Annotated in this window: 9 protein-coding genes and 1 pseudogene; 7 read left to right on the top strand and 3 right to left on the bottom strand. The window is 68.1% G+C overall.

Annotated elements, in window-relative coordinates:
* Positions 1–153 precede the first annotated feature (153 nt).
* Entirely contained in the window at positions 154–1,797 is a 1,644-nt protein-coding gene (locus G3N61_RS19205) for a 3-(methylthio)propionyl-CoA ligase (protein WP_205823326.1), read from the bottom strand.
* A gap of 145 nt (positions 1,798–1,942) precedes the next feature.
* On the opposite strand from G3N61_RS19205, the gene G3N61_RS19200 reads away from it, so the two are divergent.
* From G3N61_RS19200 to G3N61_RS19180, 5 genes are all read left to right on the top strand, one after another.
* Positions 1,943–3,511, top strand: a complete 1,569-nt coding sequence (locus G3N61_RS19200; protein ID WP_205823325.1) for a protein adenylyltransferase SelO — start codon at positions 1,943–1,945, stop codon at positions 3,509–3,511.
* A 43-nt stretch (positions 3,512–3,554) separates the two neighbouring features.
* A complete protein-coding gene (gene msrB / locus G3N61_RS19195; RefSeq protein WP_043188091.1) occupies positions 3,555–3,986 on the top strand; it encodes a peptide-methionine (R)-S-oxide reductase MsrB in 432 nt (143 codons plus the stop codon).
* Between the two features lie 122 nt (positions 3,987–4,108).
* Complete coding sequence (locus G3N61_RS19190; protein WP_174961081.1) at positions 4,109–4,639, top strand: septation protein A; 531 nt, start codon at positions 4,109–4,111, stop codon at positions 4,637–4,639.
* A 1-nt stretch (position 4,640) separates the two neighbouring features.
* On the top strand, positions 4,641–4,949 hold the full coding sequence (locus tag G3N61_RS19185) for a BolA family protein (protein WP_043188087.1): 309 nt from the start codon (positions 4,641–4,643) through the stop codon (positions 4,947–4,949).
* A gap of 18 nt (positions 4,950–4,967) precedes the next feature.
* Complete coding sequence (locus tag G3N61_RS19180) at positions 4,968–5,750, top strand: peptidylprolyl isomerase (RefSeq protein WP_043188085.1); 783 nt, start codon at positions 4,968–4,970, stop codon at positions 5,748–5,750.
* A 164-nt stretch (positions 5,751–5,914) separates the two neighbouring features.
* Here G3N61_RS19180 and G3N61_RS19175 read toward each other — a convergent pair whose 3' ends face one another.
* Positions 5,915–6,454: an N-acetyltransferase gene (locus G3N61_RS19175; RefSeq protein WP_205823340.1), complete on the bottom strand. Its 540-nt coding sequence runs from the start codon at positions 6,452–6,454 to the stop codon at positions 5,915–5,917.
* 5 nt (positions 6,455–6,459) lie between these two features.
* On the bottom strand, positions 6,460–10,524 hold the full coding sequence (purL, locus tag G3N61_RS19170) for a phosphoribosylformylglycinamidine synthase (protein WP_205823324.1): 4,065 nt from the start codon (positions 10,522–10,524) through the stop codon (positions 6,460–6,462).
* A 343-nt stretch (positions 10,525–10,867) separates the two neighbouring features.
* Between purL and G3N61_RS19165 the strand changes: the two genes are divergently transcribed.
* Complete coding sequence (locus G3N61_RS19165; RefSeq protein WP_043188080.1) at positions 10,868–12,169, top strand: FAD-dependent oxidoreductase; 1,302 nt, start codon at positions 10,868–10,870, stop codon at positions 12,167–12,169.
* A gap of 109 nt (positions 12,170–12,278) precedes the next feature.
* Positions 12,279–12,404, top strand: a pseudogene (locus tag G3N61_RS19160) (SMP-30/gluconolactonase/LRE family protein); the annotation flags it as partial.

Genomic DNA, 12,404 nt, shown 5'->3' with positions numbered 1-12,404 from the left:
CGCTTCATTGTGCGCGGTCGAACAGCCGCATGTCCGAATGAACTGAGGCAGCATACAACGAAAAAGCACGGTCGTTCAATTTGAATTTTATTCCCGATCCGGGGACGGATCGGGCGACCGCTGCGCGAGCCGCTTCCGGCCCGGGCGCCGGCGTTACGGCTCGCAGACCGCCGTCGGCAACACGTAATCGCGGAACGTCTCGCGCAGCTTCAGCTTCTGCAGTTTGCCGGTGGCGGTATGCGGCAGCGATTCGACGAACACGACGTCGTCGGGAATCCACCATTTCGCGACCTTGCCTTCGTAGAACGCGAGCAGCGCGTCACGGCTCAGGTTCGCCCCTTCGCGCGGCACCACGACGAGCAGCGGGCGCTCGGTCCATTTCGGATGCGCACAGGCGATGCACGCGGCCTCGGCCACGCCCGGGTGCGCGATCGCGACGTTCTCGATGTCGATCGAGCTGATCCACTCGCCGCCCGACTTGATCACGTCCTTGCTGCGGTCGGTGATCTGCAGGAAGCCGTCGGGGTCGATCGTCGCGACGTCGCCGGTCGGGAACCAGCCGTCCGACAGCGGCGACGACTCGCCGCGAAAGTAGTGGTCGATCACCCACGGGCCGCGCACCTGCAGCTCGCCGAACGCGACGCCGTCCCACGGCAGCTCGTGGCCGTCCTCGCCGACGATGCGCATGTCGACACCGCAGATCACGCGGCCCTGCTTCTCGAGCAGCTTGCGCTGCGCGTCGAGCGGCCGCTGCGATTGCGCCCAGTTGAGCTTCGCGAGCGTGCCGAGCGGCGACAGTTCGGTCATCCCCCATGCGTGGATCACGCGCACGCCGTATTCGTCCTCGAAGGTGCGCAGCATCGCGGGCGGGCACGCGGAGCCGCCGATCACCGTGCGGTTCAGCGTCGAGAAGCGCACGCCGGCTTCGCGCATGTAATTGAGCAGCCCGAGCCACACGGTCGGCACGCCCGCGGAGAACGTCACGCGCTCCGCTTCCATCAGCTCGTACAGCGATTTCCCGTCGAGATCCTTGCCGGGCAGCACGAGCTTGCCGCCCGTGAGCGGCACCGCGTACGGCAGCCCCCATGCGTTGACGTGGAACATCGGCACGACGGGCAGCACGGCGTCCATCGCGGACAGGTTCATCGCGTCGGGCAGCGCGGCGCCGTACGCGTGCAGCACGGTCGAGCGGTTCGAATACAGCACGCCCTTCGGGTTGCCGGTCGTGCCCGACGTGTAGCAGAGCCCCGACGCCTGCTGCTCGTCGAGGCGCGGCCAGTCGTAGCGGCCGTCCTCCGCTTCGACGAGGGTTTCATAGCAGAGGAACGGCGTCGTGCCGGACGGCAGGTGCGCGGCGTCCGTCATCGCGACCCAGCCCTTCACGTGCGGGCATTGCGGCGCGATGGCGTCGACGAGCGGGGCGAAATTGATGTCGAAGAAGACGTAGCGGTCGTCCGCGTGATTGACGATGTACGCGATCTGCTCGGGGAACAGGCGCGGGTTGATCGTGTGGCACACGGCGCCCATGCCGCCGATCCCGTAATACGCTTCCAGATGCCGGTAGCCGTTCCACGCCAGCGTGCCGACGCGATCGCCGGTCTCGACACCGAGCCGCGCGAGGGCCTGCGCCAGCTGCTTCGCGCGGCGTTCGCAATCGCGGTACGTGTAGCGATGCAGATCGCCTTCCACGCGCCTCGACACGATCTCCGTATCGCCGGCATGCCGTGCGGCATGAGAAATCAGCGAGGACACCAGCAACGGCATGTCCATCATCTGGCCCAGCAACGGTTTACCCATCGTCTTGTTCTCCGTGAGGATGCGAATCGGTGCTCTGCGACGCGCCCGTCAGCGGCCCCGGACGGGCGTGGCGCACGGTGCGCGCGCCACCATGCGGGCGGCGCGGCGCCGCCTTACAATATCGGCTTACCCAGAGGCGCTCAACATGTCGTTTTCCCGAAGCGAAGCCGATCCGGCTGACACTCTCCCCGACCTCGCCGCCACGCTCGGCGCACCCGCCGAAGGTGCGTTCGTCACGCTCGGCGACGCGTTTCATACGCGGCTGCCGGCCGCGCCGCTAGCCGCGCCGTACGTCGTCGGCTTTTCCGATGAAGTCGCGCAATTGCTCGACCTGCCGCCGTCGATCGCCGCGCAGCCCGGCTTCGCCGAGCTGTTCGCCGGCAATCCGACGCGCGACTGGCCCGCGCACGCGATGCCGTACGCATCGGTGTATTCCGGCCACCAGTTCGGCGTGTGGGCCGGCCAGCTCGGCGACGGCCGCGCGCTGACGATCGGCGAGCGCACCGGCACGGATGGCCGCCGCTACGAGCTGCAGCTGAAAGGCAGCGGCCGCACGCCGTACTCGCGGATGGGCGACGGCCGCGCGGTGCTGCGCTCGTCGATCCGCGAATTCCTGTGCTCGGAAGCGATGCATCACCTCGGCATCCCGACCACGCGCGCGCTGACGGTGATCGGCTCCGACCAGCCGGTGGTGCGCGAGGAGATCGAGACCTCGGCCGTCGTCACACGCGTGTCGGAGAGCTTCGTGCGCTTCGGCCACTTCGAGCACTTCTTCTCGAACGATCGCCCCGACCTGCTGCGCCAGCTCGCCGATCACGTGATCGACCGCTTCTACCCGGATTGCCGCCGCGCCGACGATCCGTACCTCGCGCTGCTCGAGGCCGCGACGCTGCGCACGGCCGACCTCGTCGCGCAGTGGCAGGCCGTCGGCTTCTGCCACGGCGTGATGAACACCGACAACATGTCGATCCTCGGCGTGACGATCGACTACGGCCCGTTCGGCTTCGTCGACGCGTTCGACGCGAACCACATCTGCAATCACTCGGATACGAGCGGGCGCTATGCGTACCGGATGCAGCCGCGCATCGCGCACTGGAACTGCTATTGCCTCGCGCAGGCGCTGCTGCCGCTGATCGGGCTGCAGCACGGTATCGCCGACGACGACGCGCGCGCCGAGCGTGCGGTGGAAGACGCGCAGGCCGCGCTCGCGAAGTTCCCGGAACGTTTCGGCCCCGCGCTCGAACGCGCGATGCGCGCGAAGCTCGGCCTCGAGCTCGAACGCGAGAACGATGCCGAGCTCGCCAACAAGCTGCTCGAAACGATGCATGCGAGCCACGCGGATTTCACGCTGACGTTCCGCCGGCTCGCGCAGATCTCGAAGCACGACGCGAGCCGCGACGCGCCGGTGCGCGACCTGTTCATCGACCGCGACGCATTCGATGCGTGGGCGAACCTCTATCGCGCGCGGCTGTCCGAGGAAACGCGCGACGACGCCGCACGCGCGGCCGCGATGAATCGCGCGAACCCGAAATACGTGTTGCGCAACCATCTGGCCGAAGTCGCGATCCGGCGCGCGAAGGAAAAGGATTTTTCGGAAGTCGAGCGGCTCGCGCAGATCCTGCGCCGGCCGTTCGACGAACAACCGGAGCATGAAGCGTACGCGGCGTTGCCGCCCGACTGGGCCGGGTCGCTCGAAGTGAGCTGCTCGTCCTGAGCCCCAACCCGCGCGTATCGACCGACCGATCAGGAGAACCCCCATGTCCCACGATTCCGACGACAAGACCTTCCCGTACCAGAAGGACGACGCCGAACTGCGCCGCCGGCTCACGCCGATGCAGTACGAAGTCACGCAGCACGCGGCCACCGAGCGTGCGTTCACCGGCGAATACACCGACACCGAAGACGCCGGCATCTACCACTGCGTCGTCTGCAGCACGCCGCTGTTCGAATCCGGCGCCAAATTCCATTCGGGCTGCGGCTGGCCCAGCTACTTCAAGCCGCTCAACGGCGAGGTGATCGACGAAAAGGTCGACTACTCGCACGGGATGGTGCGCGTCGAGGTGCGCTGCAACCACTGCGGCGCGCATCTCGGCCACGTCTTCGAGGACGGCCCGCGCGACCAGACCGGTTTGCGCTACTGCATCAATTCGGCTGCGTTAAACTTCGAGTCCCGACCCGAAAACGAATGAGCGGCGCCGGGCGGATCCGCGGGGCGCCCCACGCCGCCGCCCGATCCGCTCCAGCGGTGCCTGGCGGGTCCCTACAACGGTGAAAGGCCGCGCAAGCGGCCTTTCACGCAGCTGCGAGCGCCATGAAATTCCTGTTCGATCTGTTTCCGATCATCCTGTTTTTTGTCGCCTTCAAGGTCTGGGGCATCTTTACCGCCACCGCCGTCGCGATCATCGCGACGCTGGCCCAGGTCGCATGGGTCGCCTTCCGGCACCGGAAGGTCGACACGATGCTGTGGGTCAGCCTCGGCGTGATCGTCGTCTTCGGTGGCGCCACCCTCGTCCTGCATGACGAGAAATTCATTCAATGGAAACCGACTGTGCTGTACTGGCTGTTTGCGATCGGGCTGCTCGCCGCACGCTATGCGTTCGGCAACAACCTGATCGAGAAGATGATGGGCAAGCAGCTCACGCTGCCGCACCCCGTGTGGGACAAGCTGAACGTCGCCTGGGCGCTGTTCTTCGCGGTGCTCGGCGTCGCGAACCTGTACGTGGTGCACAACTTCACCGAATCGCAATGGGTGAACTTCAAGCTGTTCGGCACGACCGGCGCGATGGTCGTGTTCATCATCCTGCAGAGCCTGTGGCTCACGAAATACCTGAAGGACGAGTGACATGACGGACGCCTTTCTCCACGCGTCGCCCGACGAACGCATCGCGCTGATCGAAGCGCGCCTCAACGCGGCGCTCGCCCCGCTGTCGCTCACCGTGCGCGACGACAGCGCGCAGCACGCGGGCCACGCCGGCGCGTCCGCCGGCGGCCACTTCACGGTCACGATCGTGTCGGCCGCCTTCGCGGGCAAGCCGCGCGTCGCGCGGCACCGGCTGGTGTATGATGCGCTCGCTGATGCGATGCAGCGCGGCATTCACGCGCTCGCGATCGTGGCTTACACGCCCGAAGAATTCAACGAATCTTCAATCTAGTCTCATTAGGAATTCCCGATGATCCTGAAATCCCCCCGCCTGTGGGTCGCGGCGGCTGCTTTCGCAGCGGCACCGGCATTTGCCCAGAACATCGCTGTCGTCAACGGCACGCCGATTCCGAAGTCGCGCGCCGACGCCATGGTGGCTCAGCTCGTCCAGCAAGGCCAGGCTGACAGCCCGCAACTGCAGCAGGCCGTGCGCCAGGAACTCGTGAACCGCGAAATCCTGATGCAGGAAGCAATCCGCGAAGGCATCCCGAACCGTCCTGACGTGAAGGCGCAAGTCGCCGTCGCGCAGCAAACCGTCGTGCTGCGTTCGATGATCGAGAGCTTCCTGAAGAAGAACCAGCCGACCGACGCCGAAGTGAAGGCGCGCTACGACGACCTCGTCAAGAGCGCCGGCGGCAACCGCGAATACCACCTGCACCACATCCTCGTCGACAACGAACAGCAGGCGAAGGACCTGATCGCGAAGATCAAGGCCGGCGCGAAGTTCGAGGATCTCGCGAAGCAATACTCGAAGGATCCGGGTTCGGGCAAGAACGGCGGCGATCTCGACTGGTCCGATCCGAAGGCGTACGTGCCGGAATTCGCGGCAGCTGCGCAGAAGCTGCAGAAAGGCCAGATGACCGACACGCCGGTGAGGACGCAGTACGGCTGGCACATCATCCGCGTCGACGACATCCGCGACGTCGCCCCGCCGCCGCTCGAGCAGGTGAAGGCGCAGATCGCGCAACAGCTCGTGCAGCAGAAGCTGCAGGCGTTCGAGGAAGGCCTGCGCCAGCAGGCAACCGTCAAGTAACGCCGGCACGCGCCGCACGCGCATCGAAAAGCCGCTCTTCGGAGCGGTTTTTTTATGGCCCGCGCACTGATTGCCGGTGCATCACGCTGCGCCGCGCTCCACCTCCACCAAAAGAAAAGGCCGCTCCGAAGAGCGGCCTTTCGCGTGCACCAGATCGACTCGCGTTACGCGGGATAGAACACGTCGTGATAGCGGACGTCGCCCGACGGCCGTGGCGCCGAATCGTCGAGCGACAGCGCCAGGAAATACTCGGGCGGCACGCCCGGGAACACGATGTCGCCGGATGGCGCAAAGCCGAACCGCGTGTAATAAGCAGGTTCGCCGAGCAGGACGCAGCCGCGCGCGCCAAGCCGGCGCAACGCGTCGAGCCCCGTGCGCACCAGCCCCGCGCCGATACTCTGCCGCTGGCAGTCGGGCAGCACCGCGAGCGGCGCCAACCCATACCAGCCGTCGAACGGTTCGCCGCCGATCGACACCGGCGAGAACGCAACGTGCCCGATCAGGCGGCCGTCGCGCTCCGCGACGAGCGATACGCTCAGCGCACCGTCCGCCCGCAGCGTGTCGACGATCCGCCGTTCGAACTGCCCGCCTTCCGGTTCGCCCGCGAACGCGGCGACGATCACGCGACCGATCGCGTCGGCCTCGCTCGCGCGCGCGTCGCGCAGCGTGACGACCTCGACCGGCGCGTTCGGGTCGAACATCATCCCGATCAGCCGATCCAGCGGCGCGCGTTGCGGAACACGCGCATCCACGGGCTCGCTTCACCCCAGCTTTCCGGGTGCCAGCTCATCGCGACCGTACGATGCACACGCTCCATGTGCGGCATCAGCACCGAGAAGCGGCCGTCGGCCGTCGTGACCGACGTGATGCCGGCCGGCGAGCCGTTCGGGTTGAACGGATAGCCCTCGGTCGCTTCGCCGCGGTGGTCGACGAAACGCATCGCGACCGCGACGCGATCGATGTCGCCCTGCTGCGAGAAGTCCGCATAGCCTTCGCCGTGCGCGACTGCGACCGGAATCCGCGAACCTTCCATGCCCGCGAAGAAGATCGACGGCGACTTCTCCACTTCGACGAACGAGAAGCGCGCCTCGAACTGCTCGGACTTGTTGCGCGTGAACTTCGGCCACGCTTCCGCGCCCGGGATCATCGACGCGAGGCTCGACAGCATCTGGCAGCCGTTGCAGATGCCGAGCGCGAACGTGTCGGGACGCGCGAAGAAGGCCGAGAACATGTCGGCGAGGTTCGCGTTGAAGCGGACCGTCTTCGCCCAGCCTTCGCCCGCGCCCAGCACGTCGCCGTACGAGAAGCCGCCGCATGCGACCGCCCCCGCAAAATCGGCGAGCGTTGCGCGGCCGGCGAGCAGGTCGCTCATGTGCACGTCGTGCGCATCGAAGCCCGCGCGGTCGAACGCGTAGGCCGTTTCCAGATGCGAGTTCACGCCCTGCTCGCGCAGGATCGCGACGCGCGGCCGTGCGCCGGTCGCGATGAACGGCGCGGCGATGTCGTCGGCCGGATCGAAGCTCAGCACCGGCGAGAGGCCCGGATCGGCCACGTCGAGCAGCGCGTCGTATTCGGCATCCGCGCACGCGGGGTTGTCGCGCAGGCGCGCGATGCGCCAGCTCACTTCGCTCCAGGCGCGATGGAGTTCGCTGCGCGGTGCGTCGAAGATCTTCTTCGCGTCGCGGTACACCTCGATCACGTCGCGGTCGTTGACCGAGCCGATCACATGCGAGCACGCCGACAGGCCGAACTCGCGCAGCGCGCCGAGCACCGCGTCGCGGTCGGACGCACGCACCTGCACGACGGCGCCGAGTTCCTCGGAGAACAGCGCGCGCAGCGTGCGGTCTTCGCGGCGGCCGCTCGTCTGCTTCGCCCAGTCCTTCGCGTCGCCGTAGTCGGATTCGTGATTCGGGTCGAGCGTCAGCATGTCGACGTTCAGCGACACGCCGGCGTGGCCCGCGAACGCCATTTCGCAGACCGTCGCCCACAGGCCGCCGTCCGAGCGGTCGTGGTACGCGAGCAGCTTGTCCTGCGCATTGAGCGACTGGATCGCGTTGAAGAAACGCTTCAGGTCTTCAGCGTCGTCGACGTCCGGCGTCGTGTTGCCGACCTGCTGCGTGACCTGCGCGAAGATGCTGCCGCCCATCCGGTTCTTGCCGCGGCCGAGATCGATCGCGATCAGCACGCTGTCGCCCGCGTCGGCGATGCGGCGCAGCTGCGGCGTCAGGTGACGGCGTACGTCCTCGACCGGCGCGAACGCGGAGATGATCAGCGACACCGGCGACACCACTTCCTTCGCGACGCCCTGCTCGTCCCACTTCGTCTTCATCGACAGCGAATCCTTGCCGACCGGGATGCCGATCCCGAGCGCCGGGCACAGTTCCATGCCGATCGCCTTGACCGTGTCGAACAGCGCGGCGTCCTCGCCGGCCGTGCCGCACGCAGCCATCCAGTTCGCCGACAGCTTCAGCTTGTCGAGCGACGCGATCGGCGCGCTCGCGATGTTCGTGATCGCCTCGCCGACCGCCATGCGGCCCGAGGCCGGTGCGTTGATCACTGCGAGCGGCGTGCGCTCGGCCATCGTCATCGCCTCGCCCTTGAAGCCCGCGTAGTCGAGTGCCGTGACCGCGCAGTCGGCCACCGGCACCTGCCACGGGCCGACCATCTGGTCGCGCACCGACGTGCCGCCGACCGAGCGGTCGCCGATCGTGATCAGGAACGACTTGCTGCCGACCGTCGGGTGCTTCAGCACGTCGACCGCGACCTCCGACAGCGCGATGCCCGTCACGTCGACGGGGGCGCGCTCGGTTGCCACGCGCGTGACGTCGCGATGCATGCGCGGCGGCTTGCCGAGCAGCACTTCCATCGGCATGTCGACCGGATATTCGTCGGCGCCCGTCGCTTCGTCGTCGACGAGCTTCAGCTGGCGTTCGTCGGTCGCGACACCGACCACCGCGAACGGGCAACGCTCACGTGCGCAGATCGCCTCGAAGCGCGGCAGGTCGGCCGGCGCAATCGCCAGCACGTAGCGCTCCTGCGCTTCGTTCGACCAGATTTCGCGCGGCGACAGGCCCGATTCCTCGAGCGCGACCTTGCGCAGCTCGAAGCGCGCGCCCTTGCCCGCACCGTCGACGATCTCGGGGAACGCGTTCGACAGGCCGCCCGCACCGACGTCGTGGATGCTCAGGATCGGGTTTTCCGCGCCGAGCTGCCAGCAGCCGTTGATCACTTCCTGTGCGCGACGTTCGATTTCGGGGTTGCCGCGCTGCACCGAGTCGAAGTCGAGTTCGGCCGTGTTCGCGCCGGTCGCCATCGAGCTCGCGGCGCCGCCGCCCATCCCGATCCGCATGCCGGGGCCGCCGATCTGGATCAGCAGCGAGCCTGCCGGCACGTCGTGCTTGTGCGTATGTTGATCCGCGATGTTGCCGAGGCCACCCGCGATCATGATCGGCTTGTGATAGCCATGCACCTTGCCGCCGACGTTCTGCTCGTACACGCGGAAGTAGCCGCCGAGGTTCGGGCGGCCGAATTCGTTGTTGAACGCGGCGCCGCCGAGCGGGCCGTCGATCATGATCTGCAGCGGCGACGCGATGCGGTCCGGACGGCCATACGGGCCGTGCGCGTCGTTCGGGTTGCGCTCGCCGACCGGCTGCGCCGCGTCACGTGCGTTTTCCCACGACTGGCGGGCATCCGGCAGGTCGAGGTTCGACACGGTGAAGCCCGTGAGGCCGGCCTTCGGGCGCGCACCGCGGCCCGTCGCGCCTTCGTCGCGGATCTCGCCGCCGGCGCCGGTCGCCGCACCCGGGAACGGCGAGATCGCCGTCGGGTGGTTGTGCGTCTCGACCTTCATCAGCGTGTGCGTGAGCTCGGTGTGGCGGCCATAGCGCTCGCCCGGCTCGCCGGCCGCGCCTGCGTTGCGCGGGAACCAGCGTTCGGCTTCGGCGCCGACCATGATCGACGAGTTGTCCGAATACGCGACGATCGTGCCCTGCGGGTTCAGCTTCTCGGTGTTGCGGATCATCGCGAACAGCGACATGTCCTGCGCTTCGCCGTCGATCGTCCACTGCGCGTTGAAGATCTTGTGGCGGCAGTGTTCGCTGTTCGCCTGCGCGAACATCATCAGTTCCACGTCGGTCGGATTGCGTTCCAGCCTGCGGAACGCGTCGACCAGGTAGTCGATCTCGTCATCGGCGAGCGCGAGGCCCAGCTCGGCGTTCGCGCGTTCGAGCGCGCCACGGCCGACGCCCAGCACGTCGACGCTCGCGAGCGCCTTGGCCGGCAGTTCGTCGAACAGGTGCTTCGCGTCGTCGCGTGCCGCGACCACGCTTTCGGTCATCCGGTCATGCAGCACGGCCGCGACGGCTGCGCGCGCGTCGTCCGACAGCGCCTTCTTGCCGCCGAGCAGGCCCGACTTCAGCGTGACCGTGAATTCGATACCGCGCTCGATGCGGCGCACCTGCGTGAGGCCGCAGTGCTGCGCGATGTCGGTCGCCTTGCTCGCCCACGGCGAGACCGTGCCGAAGCGCGGCAGCACGACGAAGGTCTCGGCCGTACCCTTCTCGGCCGCCGGCTCGAACGGCGCGCCGTAGTGCATCAGCGCATCGATGCGCGCGCTGTCGTCGGCCGACAGCGGCTCGGCCGCATTGACGAAGTGCAGGAACTGCCCGCGCACCGCGACGATGTTGGCGTCGATTTGCTTGAGCGTGTCGAGCAGACGGGTTTGACGGAAATCGGAGAGGGCCGAAGCGCCGGGAAAACACGAGAAGTGAGCCATGGGCTGGACTGACGTCGATGAGTCGCGCAAGGTGGCGACGTAGGGCGAAAGGAAGGCCGTAATTATACCCGGAAGTCGGTCGCCCAAGACCGGCCGTTCGGCAGCCCGCATGCACCGCAACGGTGCCGCGGTCCGCGCCGTGCACAGATCGCTCGCCGGATTGCCCGCCGGGCCGCCCCGCGCGGGCGCGGCAACCGGCGGCCGTGGCGCGACTGCACGATCCCTGCTCGCCCGGCGCTGGTTCGCGCGATTTTGGCGCTATCATTCCGGCTTCACCGGGCCGGGGCCCTCAGCGAATTCTCACCGGACGGCGCCTGCGCGCCGCCCGTCATCGAAGCAATCCATGGATGTCATCGTCATCGGCGGCGGAATCAGCGGCGTCGCCACCGCCTACCAGTTGCGCGCGGCTGGCCACCGCGTGTGCGTGGTCGAACGCCACGCGACCGTCGCGCAGGGTGCGACCTACGGCGACGGCGGCGCGCTGCAGCCGAGCCCGCTCGACGTCTGGTTCGGCCCGACCTTCATGCGCCAGCGCCAGCCGCGCGACAGCGGCATCGTCTACAAGCCGGGCTTCAACGGCGGCGTGCGCCGCTTCGTCAAGCAGCTCGGCACGCTGCGCGAGCCCGACGCATTCGCCGCCCAGTACGCGCGGCTGCGCCCGCTGATCGACGCGTCGCGCGACACGCTCGCCGACATCGAGACGCACCTCGAACTCGAATTCGACCAGAAGCCCGGCATCCTGCACGTCGTGCGCGATCCGCGCGACTGGGACGCGATGCAGCCCGCGCTCGACCTGCTGCGCACGCTCGACCAGCCGTACCGCCTGCTCTCCGCCGACGAATGCGCGGCCATCGAGCCGTCGGTGCCGGCCGAGCCCGGCTTCGCCGGCGGCGTGCTGCTCGAGACCGAACGCACCGGGAATTGCCCGCTGTTCACGAAGCTGGTCAAGCAGGCGCTCGACGAGCATGGCGTGCAGTTCCGCTTCGGCGCGGAAGTCGCCGCGATCCGCGTCGACACGGGCCGCGCCGCGGTCGAGCTCGTCCCGACCGGCGACCGGCGCGCGTCGAATGCGCGCGAGGTCGACGTGATTTCCGCCGACGCGATCGTGGTCGCCGCCGGCGCCGGCAGCCTGCCGCTGCTCGCCCGGCTCGGCTGGCGCCTGCCGCTGCATCCGGTGCGCGTCCATACGCTCACCGCGCCGATCGCCTACGAAGAACACGTGCCGCACCTGAACGTCATCGATTCGATCAAGCGGATCTCGATCACGCGCACTCACCAGCGGCTGCGCGTCGGCGGCGGCGCCGTGCTGCAGAGCGTGCCCGACACCGCGAAACCGCTCGCCGAGCCACTGTCCGAGGCGGCGCTCGCGTTGCTCGGCCAGGCCGTCCACGACTGGGTGCCTGGTGCCGCCAGAATCTCGGCCGCGTTGTCGTGGCAAGGCATGCAGCTGCTGTCGCCGGACGGCCTGCCGGTCGTCGGTCCGACCCCGCATCCGCGCGTATTCGTCAATTTCGGGCACGGCCCGGCCGGTTGGGGACTCGCATGCGGGTCTGCTAAAGTGGTGACCGACTATCTGGGCGGCGACCTGCAACACTGGCCCGCCGACACGCTCGCCGCGCTGCGCGCCGGGCGCTTCACGACCTGACCGCCGCGGGCTCGTCCCCGGCGGCCGCCTTGCCAGCCGCCACGACCCCGCGATGACCGTTACCCGCCCGCTCCCCGATTCCGATCCCGTTGCGCTGCTGCGCGTCGCCGACCTGCGCAGCGGCGTGTTCACGCGAATCGTCGACGTCGAGCCCGATCTGCCGACGCGGCTGAACGACGGGCGTTGCGATCCGTCCGGCGCGTTCGTGTTCGGGATGAAGGACGAGGGTAGCGAG

It is taken from the genome of Burkholderia sp. Ac-20349 (genome assembly GCF_017104865.1).
GTDB lineage: Bacteria > Pseudomonadota > Gammaproteobacteria > Burkholderiales > Burkholderiaceae > Burkholderia > Burkholderia aenigmatica.
This window is presented reverse-complemented; position numbering and strand designations above follow the sequence as displayed.